Annotated in this window: 14 protein-coding genes; 1 reads left to right on the forward strand and 13 read right to left on the reverse strand. The window is 43.3% G+C overall.

Annotated elements, in window-relative coordinates; all coding sequences use genetic code 11:
- Positions 1-46: 46 nt before the first annotated feature.
- The 6 genes from tilS to pheA all read right to left on the reverse strand — a co-directional run bounded on the left by tilS (position 47) and on the right by pheA (position 6891).
- A complete protein-coding gene (gene tilS / locus T344_RS0111935) occupies positions 47-1480 on the reverse strand; it encodes a tRNA lysidine(34) synthetase TilS (protein WP_027628912.1) in 1434 nt (477 codons plus the stop codon).
- Between the two features lie 78 nt (positions 1481-1558).
- On the reverse strand, positions 1559-2899 hold the full coding sequence (gene dnaB, locus T344_RS0111940) for a replicative DNA helicase (RefSeq protein ID WP_027628913.1): 1341 nt from the start codon (positions 2897-2899) through the stop codon (positions 1559-1561).
- A 28-nt stretch (positions 2900-2927) separates the two neighbouring features.
- Positions 2928-3374 carry a 50S ribosomal protein L9 gene (rplI, locus tag T344_RS0111945; RefSeq protein WP_027628914.1) on the reverse strand — a complete coding sequence of 149 codons (447 nt, stop codon included), beginning with the start codon at positions 3372-3374 and terminating at the stop codon, positions 2928-2930.
- 27 nt (positions 3375-3401) lie between these two features.
- Positions 3402-5405: a DHH family phosphoesterase gene (locus T344_RS0111950; RefSeq protein ID WP_027628915.1), complete on the reverse strand. Its 2004-nt coding sequence runs from the start codon at positions 5403-5405 to the stop codon at positions 3402-3404.
- Between the two features lie 30 nt (positions 5406-5435).
- Entirely contained in the window at positions 5436-5780 is a 345-nt protein-coding gene (locus tag T344_RS0111955; RefSeq protein WP_027628916.1) for a MazG-like family protein, read from the reverse strand.
- Positions 5781-6003: 223 nt separating this feature from the next.
- Complete coding sequence (gene pheA / locus T344_RS0111960) at positions 6004-6891, reverse strand: prephenate dehydratase (protein WP_479692230.1); 888 nt, start codon at positions 6889-6891, stop codon at positions 6004-6006.
- Between the two features lie 220 nt (positions 6892-7111).
- On the opposite strand from pheA, the gene T344_RS0111965 reads away from it, so the two are divergent.
- Complete coding sequence (locus tag T344_RS0111965) at positions 7112-7786, forward strand: DUF2461 domain-containing protein (protein ID WP_004625216.1); 675 nt, start codon at positions 7112-7114, stop codon at positions 7784-7786.
- 340 nt (positions 7787-8126) lie between these two features.
- Here T344_RS0111965 and T344_RS0111970 read toward each other — a convergent pair whose 3' ends face one another.
- The 7 genes from T344_RS0111970 to T344_RS29730 all read right to left on the reverse strand — a co-directional run bounded on the left by T344_RS0111970 (position 8127) and on the right by T344_RS29730 (position 19921).
- Positions 8127-10766 (reverse strand): GH36-type glycosyl hydrolase domain-containing protein, encoded by a 2640-nt coding sequence (locus T344_RS0111970; RefSeq protein ID WP_027628918.1) that lies wholly within the window; start codon positions 10764-10766, stop codon positions 8127-8129.
- Between the two features lie 38 nt (positions 10767-10804).
- Positions 10805-12217 carry a phosphoglucomutase/phosphomannomutase family protein gene (locus T344_RS0111975; protein WP_027628919.1) on the reverse strand — a complete coding sequence of 471 codons (1413 nt, stop codon included), beginning with the start codon at positions 12215-12217 and terminating at the stop codon, positions 10805-10807.
- Between the two features lie 184 nt (positions 12218-12401).
- Entirely contained in the window at positions 12402-14048 is a 1647-nt protein-coding gene (locus T344_RS0111980) for a type 2 periplasmic-binding domain-containing protein (protein WP_027628920.1), read from the reverse strand.
- 100 nt (positions 14049-14148) lie between these two features.
- Positions 14149-15090, reverse strand: coding sequence for a carbohydrate ABC transporter permease (locus T344_RS0111985; protein ID WP_027628921.1), 942 nt, complete (start codon positions 15088-15090; stop codon positions 14149-14151).
- A 39-nt stretch (positions 15091-15129) separates the two neighbouring features.
- Entirely contained in the window at positions 15130-16071 is a 942-nt protein-coding gene (locus tag T344_RS0111990; protein WP_004625170.1) for an ABC transporter permease, read from the reverse strand.
- A 210-nt stretch (positions 16072-16281) separates the two neighbouring features.
- Positions 16282-17139, reverse strand: coding sequence for a glycoside hydrolase family 16 protein (locus tag T344_RS28095; RefSeq protein ID WP_051571792.1), 858 nt, complete (start codon positions 17137-17139; stop codon positions 16282-16284).
- 316 nt (positions 17140-17455) lie between these two features.
- On the reverse strand, positions 17456-19921 hold the full coding sequence (locus T344_RS29730) for a discoidin domain-containing protein (RefSeq protein WP_051571793.1): 2466 nt from the start codon (positions 19919-19921) through the stop codon (positions 17456-17458).
- Positions 19922-19991 lie beyond the last annotated feature (70 nt).

Genomic DNA, 19991 nt, shown 5'->3' on the forward strand with positions numbered 1-19991 from the left:
GGTCTGCTTTTCATTTACGTCGTTGACCTTTTCCATAAAAGCCTGATCAATCCAGTTGTTCATAAGAAATCATCAATACAGATTTAGTATTATCAGTTACTTTATAATTATCACTTGTTTTATTTCCTATAATCCAAATAATCTCCTTATTTATTGCAATTAATGGAAAACCGTCACGCCGGTTTTTAGGAATTTTTATATCAATAAAGTATTCTTTCAGTTTTTTTGTGCCATTTGCCTTAAGCGGCTTGAAAATATCACCATCTCGTCTGTTTCTTACCACCGGTTGAAAATCCTTGTTTATGTCAAGTTTATTTTTTATCTTTTCAAAATCGAAAAATTCTTTGTAAATTCCCTTTTGCCGGCCGATAAAAGCTTTGCACTGTTCTGTATTATTGAAATTCAGTATTTCGCTGTTAATCCTGCTATTTAATATGTTAATTTCAGTATGGCCGGGCAGTTTTAAGCAGTACTCAAATTTTTCGGTCTTTTCATCCTCCTGCTTTTGTATGGTTATGGAGTTATAGGATTTCACAGCCCTGCAGCCCAGCGGCAAATCCAAACCGGCGCCTGTACGTCCGTCCGACACAAGCTGCAGCAGCTTTTCCACATGTACATACTCAAGCCCTGTTGCAACACCGCTGGCATCAATAAATGCCTGCCTTAAAACCCGGCTGCCCACAGCCCGGTGTAATGGGGCCAGTACTCTCAAATCCAGCTCTATGAAAGACTCCCTTTTAACCAGCACCGCTTTTTCATAGTATAATTCAGAATTATATCGTAAAAAATCCTCGTCTGCCACTATAATTTTTGATAAACGCAATAAATTCTCGGTAATGTCGGTTCCCACGGCCCTATTTATCTCCGGCAGGACATTTAAGCGTATGCGGTTTCTGAAATAATCGGTGTGGAGATTTGAGCTGTCGGTGATTGCTTTAAGGCCGTTACTCCCGACATATTCCTCGATCTGCGCCCTGTCGGCGTCCAGCAGAGGCCTGATTATGTTATCCCTTTTGTACTCAATCCCTTTAAGGCCCTCAGGACCTGTTCCCCGGAATATTCTCATAAGCAGAGTTTCGGCCTGATCATTCCTGGAATGGGCTACAGCTATTTTATTCGCCGATTTTTCAGCGGCTATCCGTTTAAAGGTTTCGTACCTGGCATTTCTGCCTGCCTCCTCCAGGGATATTTTCTCATTCCGGGCCTTTTGGGCAACGTCGGTTCTGACTGCGGTCGCATCAAGGCCCAGCCGGGCGCAAAAAGCCAGAACAAAGTCCTCGTCACGCATAGCCTCCTTGCCCCGCAGCATGTGATTAATATGAACAGGATAAAGTTTCAGAGAGAACTCCTCTGCTATGGAATACAGAATATGGAGAAGGCATACTGAGTCATACCCTCCGGATATGCCCACCACGATACCATCTCCATATTTAATAAGATCATTCTTTTTAATTGTATCTAAAACCTGTTGTTTCAGCATATAAATCCTCTTGTTAAGGAATGTGCAATAGATTTTTTTCAATCCGGCTAAAAACCGGCCTTTATTGCCAAGCACTGACTACTGCCTGAATTTCTCCAGATTGGCAAACTTGGTATACTGTCCAAGCCATACCAGCTCCACAGTACCGGTCGAACCGCTTCTGTGTTTTGCAAGAATAATCTCTGCAATGTTTTTCTTTTCGGTGTCGGGATTATAATAGTCATCCCTGTATAAAAACATAACGATATCGGCATCCTGCTCTATTGCTCCCGATTCTCTCAAATCACTGAGAATGGGTCTGTGATCCGTTCTGGTTTCAGCAGCACGGCTCAGCTGTGACAGACATATGACCGGGACATTTATTTCCTTTGCAAGGATCTTCAGAGAACGGGATATTTCGGATATTTCCTGCTGCCTGTTCTCACTCCTCGATCTGCTCCCCTGCATAAGCTGCAGATAGTCTATGACTACCAGCCCCAAATTATGCTCAAGCTTCATTCTCCTGCATTTTGCCCTGATTTCTGTTATTGAAATACCCGGCGTATCATCAATGAATATCGGTGCTTCGGACAGAGGTCCCAAAGCTCTGGCAACCTTCTGCCAGTCATTGTCCTCAAGCTGCCCCGTCTTCATCTTATTACTGTCCACCATGGCTTCACTGCAGAGCATTCTGTTTACCAGCTGCTCCTTGGACATTTCCAGGCTGAATAATGCAACGGGAATCCCGCTGTGAACTGCTGCATTTTGAGCCAGATTCAAGGCAAAGGCGGTCTTTCCCATGGCAGGTCTTGCCGCTATCAGAACCAGGTCCGAATTATGTAAACCCGAGGTCTTAAAATCCAGATCCACAAAGCCTGTGGGAATCCCGGTTATGTGCCCCTTGTTATTATATAATTCCTCAAGCTTGTTAAAAGTATCAACAAGCACATCCTTAATGGGAACAAACCCCTGAGAGCTTCTTTTCTGAAGAATATCAAATATGTTCTGTTCGGCCTTGTCCAGTATGAAGGAGACTTCTTCAGATGCATTGAACCCAAGTTCCACTATATCTGAGGATGCCTTTATAAGCTTTCTCAAAAGAGACTTCTCTTCAACAATCTTCGCATAATGTTTGACATTTGCCGTTGTGGGCACTTCTGTTGCAATGTTTGTCAGGTATTCCAGCCCGCCTACCAGGTCCAGCTTGCCATGAAGCCTCAGACGTTCGGAAACGGTTATGAGATCTATGGGCTGAGCCTTGTCAAACAGTTCTATAATTACATCGTATATTTCCTTGTGGTCTGGTCTGTAGAAATCCTCCGGCTTAAGAACTTCCATTACGACAGGAATTACTTCCTTGTCTATCAGCATTGATCCTATAACTGATTGTTCAGCCTCTACGCTTTGAGGAGGAATTCTGCCAAGAGCTCCTAAATCCATGTCATTTCCCCATTCTTCCTTTGCGTTTTTACAGGCTTTCTATCTTTACAGTAAATTTTGAGCTTATTTCAGGATAAAGCTTGACTTCAACCTCAAAAGTGCCAACGGATTTTATTGCATCAGGCATGACCAGCTTCTTCTTATCGATATCAAGTTTATGCTGGGTCTTCAGGGTTTCGGCAACATCCTTGCTGGTGATTGATCCGAATAATTTTCCGTTTTCACCGGCCTTGACCTTTATGGTTGCTGTAATGTTCTTTATCTTATTAGCCAGCTCTTTAGCCTGGGCTATTTCCTTTTCTTTTTTATGGGCTTCGGCTTCCTTTCTGGTCTTCATGATATTCATATTTGCAGCAGTTGCTTCCACTGCAAGTCCCTTGGGAAACAGGAAGTTTCTCGCATATCCGTCACTGGCTTCCACCATCTGTTCCTTCTTGCCCAATCCCTTAACATCTTCTTTTAAAATTACTTTCATATTTAACCTCCAAAAATCGGTTGACAGCTATTCTTTGTTCAAACTGTCAATGTATTCATAAATTGCGGTTTTCAGACTTTCCTTGGCCTCCTGGATCGACACATTTTCGATCTGGGCTCCTGCAACGGTCATGTGCCCGCCTCCGCCCAGCTTTTCAAGGATCATCTGAACATTGATCTCACCAAGTGATCTTCCGCTGATGACTACCTCTCCCTCATGATAACTGAGAACAAAGGCGGCAACAAGTCCCGAAAGGCTCAAAAGCTGATCTGCCGCCTGTGCTGCAATCAACTGTGCGTTTTTTATATTTGTCGGACAAGTTGAGATCGCAATATTATCATACACTACTTCGGCATCTTTTACTATATTTGATATTGTAATATACGTTTTCAAATCGTTTTGGAACAGCTGCTTGACCGAGACGGTATCCACTCCCTGCCTTCTCAGGTAAGATGCTGCTTCAAAAGTTCTGACCCCGGTTTTGAATATAAAGTTTTTGGTGTCTACCACTATTCCCGCATACAGAGCTTCTGTTTCAATATTGGTAAGCCTGATTTTCTCTTCGAGATACTGCAGCAGCTCGGTAACCAGCTCGCAGGTTGAGGATGCGTAGGTCTCCTGGTAGGAAAGCACTGCGTCCTGTATAAAGTCGGCCCCCCGTCTGTGGTGGTCTATTATGACTATCTGATCGGTCATCCTGAGAAGCTCGGGTGTTTCGGTAAAGCTCGGCCTGTGGGTATCAACCACTATCAGCAGGGTTTTCTTTGTTATAATATCCAGGGCTTCGTTTCTGCCCACAAAAACATTGCTGTATTCAGGCTCCTTTGCAAGCTTGTTTAATATTGAATCAATATTTGCATTTGAATGATTCAGCACAATATTTACGCGTTTGTCGCGGCTTTTTACTATTCTGTATATGCCCAATGCAGCACCAAGGCTGTCAATATCCGCATTTTCATGTCCCATTATCAGTACTGACGGCGCCTGATCAATCAAACCTCTCAACGCATAAGCGATGACTCTCGCCTTGACCCTTGTCCGCTTCTCAAGCTCCCTGTTGCGGCCGCCGAAGAATCTGAAATTGTCTCCGTCCTTTATTACGACGTGGTCACCGCCCCTGCCCAGCGCAATATCTATTCCGGCATAAGCATTCTGAAGATTTTCAACAATTGTGGGAGCATTTATGCCCATACCTATACTCAAAGTCACAGGTATTTTGTTCCCCAGATTGATCTCTTTTACAGTCTCAAGGATTTCAAATTTCTTCTCTTCCAATTCTTTTAAATACTTGAAGGCATGGATGCACAGATATTTATCTCTTTCAAACTTCTTCAGTATACCTCCGGTATGACTTATCCAGCTGGTAATCTTCTTTTCTATCTCAGCCAGCATCTGAGGCCTCTTTGAGTCCTCAAGACTCTGCATCAGATCATCGTAATTGTCAATAACAATAACGCCCACCGTATTTTTGTTGTCCTCGAACTTTTGCTTTTCATTTACAAGCTCGGTATTATCTACAAAGTAGAGCATCACAATAACGCTCTCCTTGTCGTTGTTGTCATCAACCTTCACAAGATTGCCCAATACGGAATAGTAGCGGTTGTTTATGGTGACATCCCTGGAAATATTTATACTGTCTCCCTCTGTAAGCTGGGGTCTTATTTCATTAATAAGGTTTGAAACCGTCTTCTGGAGAAGGTTATCATCTTCAAAAATGCCCCTGAAGGAGGAATTGTACCAGACAGTTGTCCCGTCAAGTTCAGCCAGCACCAGAGGCATGGGAAAGTTGAGCAGGGTATCCTTTGTGGCACAGTCGATGTTAAATGTGAGTGTTTCTATGTATTTAGTTATTTCTCTGTTCCTGATATGGTTTGATTTATAATTGTAAATAACGAGAAAAATAAATAAAACAAATCCAGGAATAGCTACCAATGGATTTAATATTGTAATTATCACAATCAAAAATAAAATTACCCAAAGATAGAAACCTGCCTTTGGAATAAAAATACGTGATAGTTTTTTGTTATCCATTTAAAAATCTCCTCTTGCCCAGCACACGACTCAGGCCCCCTGTTTTCTTCCTCTTGAGCTGTTCAAATGCCTTGAAAGCTCCGAGAGATCCCCATAATATTTTTCTACATCATGGTTTTCAACAAGGCCAAGTCTTATCTTATTTTCTATCTTAGTTTCAATTGCTCTATAATTAATTCCAAATCTTTTTCCAAGAAGATAACAAATTAAAATTATATTGGCAAGTGTATCTGAAATGGTGTCCGAAACCTCTTCCCTGACTCCGTTTACCAGCGCCTTGAACAAGTTGGCCACATCCGTCAGAAGCTCACTTTTCAGCCAGTCAATAATTTTAATATTTCTCGTAATATCCAGTTGATTATCAAATGAAGCCATATTAACCTCCCAAGCCATATTTATGGCTTTGAGCCGCATAGCGGCCACAAAATGTTATGTAAGTAATTATCCTTTAAGTTTTGCATTAATAACAGGTACTACTTTCGCATTTTATTATTTAACCGTTCCTAAATTATACCACTTATAAGGTTATTTGACTTCATTTCCCGGCTATAACGCACAGGTTCAACAGAAATTTTTTCCTCTGTATAAAAAATTCATGTTATATTTTACCCGCAAATGCTGGATAAGAACCAAGAAATTTATAAAAGGAGGTTTTCCTCTTCACCATAGTCAGAGCATCATGTACATCCGGATCTTCAATATGCCCGTCTATATCAATAAAAAATATGTATTGCCCCAGCGCACTCTTTGAGGGTCTGGATTCAATCCTTGTCATGTTTATATCCCACAGGCTGAATATGTCCAACACCCTGTAAAGGCTTCCCGGCTTGTTATCGGTTGAAAACACAATAGAGGTTTTATCTGCACCTGTCTTTGCTTTTAAGGACCTGGCTATTATAACAAACCTGGTGTGGTTGTTTTCATTGTCCTGGATATTTGTTTTCAGAACCTCAAGTCCATAGATTTTTGCTGCAATTTTCGAAGTAATGGCCGCACAGGTGCCATCCCCGTCAACCACCTTCTGAGCCGCTTTTGAAGTACTGTTTTCCTCCAGTTGGACAACTCCCGGAAAATTTGTGTTCAGATAGTTTCTGCACTGACCCAGGGGCTGCGGGTGTGACATTAAAACCTTTATGTCTTCCGCCTTTGTACCTTGCTTTGCCACAAGATTAAGGTTTACAGGTATGATAAATTCGTCAACGATGAACATGTCCTCTTCTTTTGCAAGCACATCCAGAGTGACATTTACAGCACCTTCGAGGGAATTTTCTATAGGGACTATTGCCTCGTCAACCTCTCCGTCCTTAAGTGCACAAAGGACATCTTTTATGGAATGGTATTCCTTTAATTCATATGCTTTATTTTGTCCCGACCTGTATCCTTCAACAGCTTCGTGGGAGAAAGTCCCCCTTGGCCCTAAAAAACCTATGCTTTTATTCATGTATTGAAAATATCCATCCTTTACTTCAATTCCTTCAATCCCCACTGTAATATATCACCTTATACACAAACAGGCAAGGAAAAGAGGTAAAAATATCATATCACTCTTTGCCGGTTTTTCCAACAGGGATGGGGTAAATTCCAATAAGTTTGAAAAGCAGGTTCCTTTACTTGCTATTGATTTATGATAAAATTTCTGTCAAAATATATAGATAAAGAACAGACGTTTGCTTTATTACCATATTACATATAACAGGAGGATAGTTATGAGTTTTAACGGTATTACCGGAGATGCCCTCAGGTTTTTATTTGAAAATAGAATGAACAACAGCAAGGAATGGTATGATGCCCATAAGGCCGATTATAAAGAGTATGTTCACAATCCTTTTACCGAACTGATAAACGAGCTTGCCCCCACCATGCTGGAGATAGACAGTCAGCTTATAACCGTCCCCTCCAAGCTTATATCCAGAGTCCGCAGGGACACCCGCTTTACCAAGGATAAAACCCTTTACAGGGATAATGTCTGGCTGGTTTTTCTAAGGGATAAGTCTCTGATGTCCACTGCCCCCTGTTTCTGGTTTGGAATAGATCAGAAGGGTTCCAGCTACGGAATAGGCTATTACGGCGCAGAACCTGCTTCAATGGCCAATATGCGCGATATGATAGTCAACAGACATCCGGCTTTTATCATGGCACAAAAATACTATGAAGCACAGGATAAATTCATAATAGGCGGGGAAATGTACAAACGGACCAAATTTCCCGATCAGCCAGAAAATATCAGAACCTGGCTGGACAGAAAAAATATATATTTTGAAAGTGTGCAAAACAACTTTGAGCTGGCCTTTTCAAAGGAGCTTCCCGAGGTATTGAAAAAAGGCTTCAAGGAGCTGAAGCCCATCTATGATTTTTTATGTGTTGTTGAATCGAGAATATAAATCCGAACCGGAGACTTTTTATATTGCGGCAAAATGTAATACATGAATATCTTTTTTAGTGCGCGGAGTACAACTTCAATAAGTGCGAAGCTCAATTAAAAGTACAGCCTGAAATTGTAGGCGAAACACAAGTGTTTTAGCTGGCAAATCGGCAGGAAGCCGATTTGAGCAGCACCCCGAGGCAGGATGTCGAGTGTGCTGCGACAGCAAAAACATTTGTGGTGAGCTGTATAAATTTCAGGTATGTACTTTGTGAGCAAGTCATTTATTGATGCTTGTACGGGAGCACTATTACAATACTTTTAATATGTATTGCATTTGTTTGTAACAGCTCTTTAACCTAGTCTTCCACCAGTATATCCAGTACTGAAGTTTTCAGGTCCCCGTCGGATATCCACAACCTGTCAAGCTTCATGGCTTCACTGTATATACCTTCTCTTTTTGTGTCATTCACAAAATAGGTTCTGGACCCCTTGCCGGAGTTTTTATATTGTACCTTCAACCTGCAGCCTTTTATTCTAATATCAAAGGTAAACCCTTTAAAAGGAAACCCTTCTGCCGGCTGCAGCCATATTCCGTCAAAATCCGGCTCAATCCCCATTACAAAACGTATGAGTGTCTTAAGTATGACATTGGAACTCCCCGTCTGCCAGTCCAGCATTGACTCTCCGTCTATCCCTTTTTCTTCATTAAATCCGTATGAGTTTGGCATTACGTACGGTGAACAGGATATGGTCCGGTGTGTGAAAGGAAATAACTTGATCAGCTGCTCCCAGGCTTCTTTTGGCCGGCCCAGCTGAAACAGCGCCATTACCGCAAATGCCGACGCATGCACATAAACCGCCCCGTTCTCCGCAGTTCCGGCCGGCAGTCTGGGTATTCTTCCAACCCCTGGCGTATTGGGGCTGAAGGCATGATCAAAGGTTTTAAAACCGTATTTAGTGTCCAATGCCCGGAACGAATCCAAAATGGTATCTTCCATGTATCTGTCTGTTGAATTAAGACCGCTCAGCACCCAGAAGGCATTGGAGGTCAGTCCGGTCCTTGAAACATGGTCGGGATCATCAAAGCTGCCTACAAAATATGATCTCCTGTCTCCCCAACCGTGGACTATTCTTTTTTGTTGGCAGTCATTGCTTATGACTGCATATTTTTGCAGGTTGAAACGCAGTTCCTCTGCCGCTGCTTTATAGTACCGTATTTCTTCCGCGTATTTAGCGGCATTGAAATGCAACAGCAGTTGGGCCATCTCATTCAGGTTCTGATATACCTGTAGTGAAGCCATTACCGATACACCAGTGCCATATTCCTTATTAGGATCAATACTCACACCCAATCCGTCAAGGGCATCATTCCAGTCCCCGTACAACACTTTTATACAGCCTGTCTGATCTGTATCGCGGTTTGAAAGCAAAAATTTCATTATTTTAAAGAGATGCTCCAGGACACTGTCTCTGCACTTACTCTTCCTTACCAGGCTTTTTTTCTCGTCAACTATTTCATAGTAGCCGCGTACCTCGGAAAGAATTTCTCTATCGCCGGTAACCCGTATGTATGTATTCATTGCCGATATGACCCATACACCCTGATCGATAAACAGCCTCAAGTCCATAACAGGAGGGGTTTCAGGGCTCGTGGGGAGTGTGTACTGTCTGGGACAGCGTCCATCCTCCAGCACAAATTCCATGGCCTCCAGCATCTTTCTGCGGACCTTGTCCGGCTGCCAGTAAACCAACCCTTCCAGTGCCTGAAATATATCCCTTATTCCAATCAATGAGCCGGCAGAGAGCTGTACATATCCCTTTATCAGCGAACAAAACTCCACCTGGGTTTTTAAATGTTCAAAAAAAGAATTAAATATTCCCTCCCGGAGTAAAACCGTATTTGACCTATCCACCTTCAAAGTCAGGTCCTTTCCGTCCGTGACCGACTGTTCGCGGAGCTCACTTTCTCTTAAATCAATCCCGGCAGGTGTGAACTGTCCTGACAGCAGGTAACCGGCCTCATCTTCACTCCTGCAATGAATCCTGTAGCCCAGTACCGCATCATATCTTATGCATTCGTTTCCTTGAAGCCGCAAATGAATAATATCAGCCGCCGCTCCGGCCTCAGTAAAAGCACAAATATGCTTTTTATGCAGAAAGCTGCCTGCCTCAAGAGCTGCCGGAGCATGGAGGCTGCCCCTGGAACCTCCTACATATTCATATCTGGAGGCTGACTCCTCATGCCTTATCAGCGCACTGTCCCCTGAAATACTTATGAATCTGCGGATTACACCTATATTTGAGACTGAGGTGGTTCTGCTGATATCTTCATTTACCTTTATTTTAAAGGAGCCCAGGTCATTATTCCGGCTGCTGGCTTCAATATAGCTCACTTCCCTGAACCAGCGGCTCTCCCCGTCCTCACCCAAGCTGTGGTTCAGGAAGGGGTTTATAAAACTCGATATATAAAGCTCCTTTTTTTCTGCTTCCAGATTTTCAATATATAAGGTAAAGTATAATTTCCTGTCCCTATCCGGAAAGACTCTCAGGGTAAATCTCATACCGTGGGTTTCAGTGATGTAATATACACTGCTCCTGGAGAAAACCGTAAACTGTTCAAATTCACCCTTTCCAGGTGTAAGGCAGCGGGCTGCGGGCACAGATAAAAGAGAGACGGGTTTATATGTTCCATTACCTATTGGGAAGCCCGCAAAGAAAGCAACTTTGGGCTCCTGACCCTCATTTGCTCTCAGGAATACCGAAAACAGCCCTTCATTGCAATGCATGTAACCCGAAGTATAGGCCCAGAAATTAAAGCCATCCCTGCCATAGGGATAACGGCAGTCTCCGTCGTCCCTGGGAAGTGATAAAATGTCATTGTCGTCCAGGATATATGTGTTTCCGGGAAGGGAATGATTTTCCTTCAATATTTTATTATTTTTCAGCTCCCTGTTCCATTTTGATAATTCCTGTATCTTCTCCTTGAAAGTCCCCATATGGCCCTCACATTATTAATATTTTCTAAGGTTATATTCTAAAGTTTCAGGAATTCCTTCATCTTTCTGCTGACACCGTCAGCATCTTCCAGGGTATTCATCTCGCAGAAAACCCTGAGCAAAGGTTCGGTTCCAGAGAACCTAACTATTATCCAGCCGCCGCTTTCAAAATAAATTTTAACCCCGTCACTATAGCTGATATTTTTTATTTTTATATTAAAATCAGGAATTCTTTTTTCCTTATATAAAACCCTGATAAGTCTTTCTCTGTCCTTATCCATATATCTGAAATCCGCTTCGGCAAAATAAAAATTACCGAATTGCCCGTGTATCTCGTTCAGAAGGTCTGAAAGCTTCATGCCTGTGATACTTAGCAGTTCAATAAGGAGGCTTGCCGCAAAAATCCCGTCCTTGCCCTTGATATGTCCGCGGATGGTTAAGCCGCCGCTGCTTTCACCCCCAAGCAAAGCCGATTTTTCCTCCATCATGGAGCTGATATTCTTGAAGCCTACGGGCACCTCATAACATTCCTCTCCAAAGGCTTTGGCTATCTTATCCAGCAAATGTGTCGTGGCGACATTTCTGACCACACCGCCCTTCCAGCCTTTATACTTCAGCAGATAATAATACAGCATGGCCAGAATACTGTTGGGGTGAATAAAATTTCCCTTCTCATCGATTATACCCAGCCTGTCGGCATCCCCGTCCGTTCCGATGCCTATGTCATAACCCTTTTCAACCACCATGTCCCTGAGCCTCTGCAGGGTGTGCGAGCTTGGTGAGGGCAGCCTTCCTCCAAAAAGTGTATCGTGCCTGTCATTGATAATATCCACCTCGCAGCGGGCTGTGACAAGAATGGTCTGAAGCGAGGTTTTTGACACCCCGAACATGGGGTCCAGAAGAACCTTTAACTTTCTTTCCTTTATAGCCTGAGTATCGATCATGGAAATGATGGTATCTATATAATCGTTCATCGGATCGATTATTTTTATCAAGCCCTTTTTAATCCCGTCCTCAAAGGCCATGAATTTTATATTTTCCTTTGCGGTTTTTCCGATGTATTCTTCTATTTTCCCGGTTACTGCTTCCGTTGCATCGCGCCCTCCCCGGGTAAAAATTTTTATACCGTTGTAATCGGCAGGGTTATGGCTGGCTGTGACAGCGGCTCCATAGCAGGTATTGAAGTTTTTTACCGCGTACATTACCAGCGGAGTGGGTGCAACCCTGTCTATAAAGAAAACAGTTATACCGTTTGCTGCAAGTATTTCGGAAAACCAACCGGCAGCCTTATCAGACAGAAACCTTCTGTCGTATCCGATAACAAATCCCAAATGGCTTATTTTTTCATCCTGCATCATATCTGCTATGGCCTGGGCAAGTATCACCAGATTCTCCCTGGTAAATTCTTCTCCGATTATTGCCCTCCAGCCGCCTGTGCCGAATTTTATCATATTGACCTCCATGTGAGTTCCAAAGCTTTTCATTTATATTATTAATGCACCATATTTAACGGGGCTGCTGCAAAACCATGGACATCTGCAGTATACGACCGTGTCATTTCACAACAGTAACCTGCCGATATTTGTTTGCAGCAACCCCTGATAAATCGGTTTATTTTATTTAACTTATCTTAGTTTAGTTCAGGCCCATTTCCCTGGCTTTTGCATTGACTTCATCAATCATCTTGCTCAGGCCCTTGGCTTCATATTCCTTCAGAACATCGGCCCACATCTTTTCCACAGGTTCTTTTCCTGCCATGATCTTCAGCATGAATTCATGATCAAGTATCGAGAACTTATCCTTTGTGGGAGTTGAAATATCTGTAAGCTTTACTTCATAATCGGGCTGCTTTGTGACCTCTCTTGAATGCTCAAGGTCTTTTATGGCAGATTCACGTATTGCCGAATCTATAGTTGAATTGTTGGGATCATACAGGTATGCGTTGTCGAATTCAACCAGAGCCTGGAGATTTGCCGATGATGGCTGTTTTTTGTCAAGCTCCTCCTGGCTTGTGATTTTGGTGATCTTGTCTCCGTCTTTCTTGTAATCCACATCCTTGACTCCATATCTGTAGAATTCCTTTGTTTCGGGCTGAAGCATGTAATCATACAGCATCATGATCCTATCCATTTTTTTGTCGTCCATTTTATTGCTGAAATAGCTCTCAGACCAATAAGTCTTAAAGGTACAGTGATATTTGTTTCCGTCTGTGGCCGGGAAGTAATCCGCTTTCTTTACGGCGTCAAAAAGAGGTACATCGGGATGGAGCTTTTTCCATCTTTCATTGACCTGATTGTTGACATTGCCGTAACCAACCAGCAGTAACGCCGCAGATGTTCCGGATACAAACTTGTCATAGGATTGGGTGCCCTTCATATTTGCAATATCCCTGTCTATCATCCTCTGGTCATACATGGTTCTCATGTTTTGGAGGGAAGGAAGTGCCAAATCTGTTGTAAGAACAGCCGGGACATATTTGCCGTCTTTCTTTATCCATTTAAAGTCACTGCCGCTGCCGTCACTGGTTGCCGCAGGATCACTGAACAGCCAGAAGAATCCGCTGATCTGCTTTACATTGTTGGCGGTCAAACCGCTGATTTTCTTTCCTTCAGGGTCCTTGTCAACAATGGCCTTGAGCATTGCGTTGAATTCATCCCAGGTTTCAGGTTCCTTGGTTATGCCTGCTTTTTGAGCCAGATCCCAGCGGTATAAAACTATTCTGTCGTGTGCGCAATAGTCCAGGGAATCGTACAAACTCCTCGGAACTGTGTATATTTTTCCGTCAGGCTGCTTGAGGGCCTGGATATCCGGCTTGTTCATATACTCCTTGAGAGTCGGATATTTTGATAAATCTTCAGGCAGCGGTTTAATGACCCCCTGATTTATCCAGTTCCTGTAATAGGTGGTCCCTACAGCGTCAATAGACATTATGTCGGGCATATCACCGGATGCCGACCACATCTGAGCCTTTTGAGTATAGTCGTCCCAGGTGATCTGGCGGGGTTTCAGTGTAATATTGAGCTTTTTATACATTGCCTGTAAAAATTGGTCATTGTCGGCATTTGCCAGGGCTTCATCTATACCCCAGAGCGCTACCGAAATATCCATCTTTTCACTTACATCCGGTGCGGCATTTGTGCTCTCGGAACTTGCAGATGATCCGGCGGCAGCAGATGTCTTACTGTCTCCGGTATTCTCCGATGTTCCTCCGCATGCGGTGACACCTGAAACAAGTAAAGCCGACATTAACATAATTGCCAAACTGCGTTTTAACTTACCCATTTAATTTGTTCCCCCTTTGATTTATATTTAGAAATCATTAAATAACAAGGTTATTCAACAACTTCCTGGAATCATTTCCAACAAACAAATCCTGATTTAACTACTCTTTTATGGACCCGACCATTATTCCCCTCACAAAGTGTTTCTGCAGGAACGGGTACACACACATTATGGGAATTGCGGATATTACGATGGATGCCATCTGAGTGGCCTGTATCCCCACCCCGGCCTTGCTTTCTACAACAGCCGCCGCCGAGGAGCTCAGCTGGACATTCATATTTATCAAAAGCTCTCTCAGATATATCTGTAAAGGCACTTTCGCCGAATCACTGATAAAAATCAGGGAATTATACCACTCATTCCACCTGTCAACTGCATAAAACAGTGCAAACGTGGCAATAAAAGGCTTTGATATGGGTAAAATTATCTTCCAGAGTATATACAGGTCATTTGCTCCGTCCACTTTTGCCGACTCCTCAATGCTGTCGGGAAGAGTGTTGAAGTAATTTTTCATAATTATCAGATACATTGTGGTTATTCCCGTAGGTATGACCATTACCAGAATATTATTTACCAGGTTCAGGGACTGAATTACCAGATAATATGGAATCAAGCCTCCTGAGAAAAACATTGTAAACAGTATTGCCGACAGTATGAAGTTTCTTCCCGGCATGGCTTTCTTCGACAGTGCATATGCCCCCAATACCGAAAGGAACATATTCAATACCACCCCTGTAATTGTCACAAAAACCGACACACCGAATGCCCTGTAAAAGTTCACCTCGGCAAAAAGATTTTTATAGGTTGTGAGATCAAAGGAATAGGGAAGCAGATATACCGGATGCCTGGCCATACCCTCCACACTAGCGAAGGACAGAATTATGACATTATAAAAGGGAAACATGGCTACAAGTGCAAGTAATGTCAGTACAGCCGTTATGACTATATTTATGGTAACATCCCCTTTATTGAATTTCTGCCCGGCACTCTTTGAATTTTTCCCGAACAAACCATCATCCGTATAAGTCTTAGTATTATTCATAGTCTCTCTCCGATTTATATTTTAATGAACCTGTGAAATTTAGAACAGGCCTTGTTCACCCGATTTTTTAACAAGTGTATTTGCCAGGTAGATCATTGCTACATTGATAGCCGACTTCAGGAAGCCCACTGCGGTCATATATCCGAAATCAGCACCGATTGTAAAGGTTGTACGGTAAACAAATGTGTCAATCGTATCTGCTACCCCATAGACGGGAGAGCTGTATAGATTGAATATCTGATCGAAGCTTGAGCCCAGGTTCAGCATCTGACCTATGGTCAATATAAACAATATTGCAACGGTGGGACGTATTCCGGGCCAGGTAACATATCTGATCTGGTGCCACCTGCTGGCACCGTCGATTTTGGCTGCTTCATAAAGTTCCGGCGATATTCCTGCCAGCGCTGCAATATATATGATGGAGTCCCAGCCTATTTCCTTCCATATGTGAGATATGTATATGACGGGTCTGAATACTGACGGATCTGACAAGAACGGAACTGTACCGCCTCCCAGGTTTGAAATCACCTGATTCACAACACCGCTTTGACCCAGAATATTTGTCATGATTCCCGCAAGTACGATCCAGGATATGAAGTGCGGAAATGTCAGTATGGTTTGAAAGACCTTTTTTGCACGTCGAAATATCAGTTCATTGAGTAAAATAGCCAGAATTATAGGTGTGGGAAAATGAAAAAGCAGCTTTCCGAAGCTGATGATGATAGTGTTTTTAAAAGCACTCCAAAAACCTGTATCACTCATTAAATCAATAAAATTCTGAAAACCGATCCATGGACTGCCCAATATACCCTTACCGTAATGAAAGGTTTTAAAGGCCAGGGTTATACCGTACATCGGTGCATATGCAAAGATAGCATACCATGCGACTACAGGAAGCAGCATCAGGTAAAAATATTTATAAAAGAGAATTGATTTTAAAATTGATGTTTTGTGCGCCGGCAACCCTTTCTTTGAAGACATGTAATTCCTCCCCGAACTACTTGATTTTTTTTCATACTGTTGTCACAGAAATTATAACGCAATGGACATTTACCGCCTCGTTATATTTTTATTTTAACAACAGGTATCCATGTAAACCATAAACACAGCTTAGTTAAAGTATGTATTATAATTAGATAATTCAGCTGTTAAGAGTGAAAATGCCGCATTTTTTTCTAATTTCAGTCCATGTCACGTATTTCCATTAACCGAATCAAAACGCTTTATTCCACGGGTCCTATAGGCATTGATACAATCTGCAATCTCCTCTGAAGTCATTATTTGATTTGCCGAATGAAACACCCAGTCAACATCCATGGTGTAGGTTCTTTTGCCGCCTTCCGGCAATAAAGCGCCCTCTTCGTTTAAAAACCAGAGGTTGAATGAAATATTCATTAAGGCTCTGGGATAAAACCTTTCTCCATGAACTGCCCTCAGCACACCGTCTATATAGTACTTTACCTCACCTGCGGCTGCCACGCACACCAAAACATGCCAGCCTTCATGGCTTTCACCTATTGCATTATTTATGTTATCCATTTTAAAATCGGGGAAATCCTCATATGTATGCCACGAGGTAAGCCACATCGTAGCCCCTTCTCTGCCCCAGCCGCCATTGGCCAGATACTCAAAATCACATTCGCTGTACAGGGGATCATTTGCATATCTGAGGGGCGATATTGTAAAGAATGTCTCGTTAATCTTATCTCCGTTTTCTCCGGCCTGAGGCTTATCGGAGAATCTTACCCTTGCGGCGTAAGTTCCCTCAAAGTATTTTGTTTCGTGAAGTATCTCGGCATGGCTGCAGCCTGAAGCAGTACCGTCGGTGGAAGCACTGAGTCTCATGATTTTATTTTTGCTGTTTTCCAGATCACTTATAAAACTGATATTATCTCTGGACCAACTGCAGCCCACAGGTCCAGGACCGGCAATGCCCTCCTTTACGGACCACTTGAAACCGGCAAGGTTTTTGTCTTCCGGGCCGGTATAGTCAAAATCATCAAACAATATTTGTATATCTTCCGTCTGTTCCATTTTCCCTTGTGCCATAGCAACCTATCCTTTTTAATATAACTCGTTTTGTACTGTAAAAGTGCCTGCCGGAATAAGTCTAGCATTTGCATAATTGAATTCATATTTAATAAACTTATAAATTATATACATTATTCTTAGATCAAAAGTGTTGAACCTGCTTCCGCAAGAACCCCTGTATAGACGCAAACCGGCAAACCCGTATATATACAAACAGGGAGGCGGTTCCATCCCGCCTCCCTGTTTGCATATATATATTTCTAATTTCAGTCCATACATAAGGTTATTTCTCACCACAGCCGCTTCAAATATGGCCTGGCAGCGGCTGTATTTTCTAATACACTTCTACTTCAACAAAGTGGTTATATGGATTTACATTGTTTCCATTGACATACAGTCTTACATAACGGGCATTTACAGTGTTGAAGTTAATGGTTTTTCCGCTGCTGCTCTCGGAATATTCACTGTCTGTTCCCGCACCGAAGCCGGCACTGTTGTCGTTATCGTTATTGAAAACCGTGGTGACTCCAGTTTTGAAGTCCGGATCATTGGATACCTTGACTATGACATCATGGTACTGCCTTCCGTCACCGTAATAGTGCCACTGCTTTATGGTATTTATGTTATAGCTCCGGCCCAGATCGATCTGTATCCACTGCAGACCTTCCCCGACACCGGCCAGATTGTAGGTGGCCTTGTCGGCATCGGTAATTACCGAGCTGTTTGCTATATATGTGCTTGAGGTCACACCCTTTCCCAGTGCCAGGTTATCGGTGTTGCCTCCGGTATTCTGAGTTACTGTAACTGTTACTGTGCTGCTCTGCAGGGTATTTCCGCCTGTATCGGCCACCTCAGCCCTATAGGTATAATTTCCCTGTGCTTTTCCTGCAGCTGGAAAACTGAAGGTCTGTACAGTGGAGGAATTCACTGCAAGAGGCTTGTCCAAAACCGTGCTTGTAGTATTACCCGCTGTTTCAAACAGCTTCACTCCTGCTGCACTGTTGTATGCCGGAACACTGACCGTTATGTTATAATTGCCGGTATTGTTCGTACTGTCGGCTGAAACGGCCGGAGCTCTTAAAACAGGAGCCGAGGTCACTGTTACTGTAAGATTGGTGCTTTGTGCGGTGTTTCCCTCCGGATTGGACAATTCAGCCCTGTAGGTATAGGTTCCGGCAGGTTTATTTGCCGCCGTATAAGTGAAGGTTTGCACTGCCGGCGAATTTGGCGTAATTGTTTTGCTCAGTACTGCATTCGGGGTACCGCCTGCTGTTTCATACAGTTTGAGGTTGGTTGCACTGTTATTTGCAGGAGCGGTAACAGTTACTGTATAATTGCCGGTATTATTTGCATTGTCCACACCAATGGATGCAGGTAACAAAGTACTTCCGGAGGACTGGGTTACCTGAACAGTTGTGGTAGTGCTCTGGGTGGTTCCCGATGAATTGGACAGGTCGGCTCTATAGCTGTATATTCCATCCCCCTTGCCGTTTACATTATATGTAAAGGTCTGCTCCTGGGAAGAGTTTGGTGAAACTGCCTGTGTTAGCACCCTGCTGCTGCCTTCATAAATATTTATGGAGGTTGCGGCACTGTTTGGAAGCACCTTTGCAGTTATGGCATAACTGCCGGAATTTACCGGGTTATCCGCTGAAAGTATGGCAGCCTTTGGCCCGTTATTGGCAGCCGAATTCTTAACGGTATCTTTTCTGGATACGGAATTATTCCTGTAGTAATTGACATTTGCTTCTGTTTGTGCGGGAGTCATAAGCTTGTCCTTGGCATAGTACACCCAGTCAACATCCTGGATATAGGCTCTCTGACTGCTGCCTCCAGCCCATACTCCATCTATGAACCATTCATTAAAGGACAGGAACATTGGTGTGGTGGGAACATATTTGCCGCTGTGTGAGGCAACCAGAGATCCGTTGATATAATATTTGACCTCCGAGCTGGAGCATTGTATTGAACAGATATACCAGCCGTTGAAGCTCTGGCTTGTAGCCTGGGTTACTCTGTCACTGCCGGTATCCCAGGTTGTATTCCACATGGTGCTGGTATCTTTTCCCCAGCCTCCGTTAGGCAGGTATTCAAAGTCCATCTCTCCATAATCGGTACTGTTTGCAAGTGTGTAGGGCGATATTGTATAGAAGGTCTGGACCACCTGGTCTCCGTCAGCGCCGTATGCCGGAGCATCGGAAAACTTTACCCTGGCCGAATAGGTTCCGTATAAAAACTGCCGGGGGGCCAAAAGTTCAGCCTGTACGGTATTATTTCCCTGACCGTTGGTAGTGGCTGTAAGTCTGAGAAGTTTGTCGGACGATTTCTCCGGATTGGGCACAAAGGATACATTGTTTCTGGACCATACACAGCCTCCGGGGCCGGGACCTCCTGTCCTGTCACTGACCTCATATCCGAAATCGATTAGTGACTGGTCGGAACTGGTTGAATACATATTAAAATCATCAAAAAATACCGCCGGTGAATCGTATCCGCCCGGATTCTCAGCAGGTGCAGGCGGAATGGGCGGTGCCGGAATTATGCACGTCCATGCGTTTCCCAGAACATCCATGGGTTCTTCGTTTACAGTATACCATTTAGCCTGCCAGGTGGCACGATTGTGGGTGACAATACTGTTTGCGGGATATGCTGTGGTTGCATTCCACTCGGGGTAAGCTGCCGCACCGGCAGTGTCAGCATTACCTGCCAATGGTATTACCGTAGTAATCAAGCACACAATCATTATAAGAGTAAATACCTTTTTAAAACTTGCCCGATGCCTTGAATTAAAAATTCTCATACTACTATCCTCCATTCTCCAAACAATAATTTAACACTAGCATTAAAGTGCCTGTTCTCCTTTTACTTTT

The organism is Ruminiclostridium cellobioparum DSM 1351 = ATCC 15832 (assembly GCF_000621505.1).
In the GTDB taxonomy this organism is placed as follows: Bacteria; Bacillota; Clostridia; order Acetivibrionales; family DSM-1351; genus Ruminiclostridium; species Ruminiclostridium cellobioparum.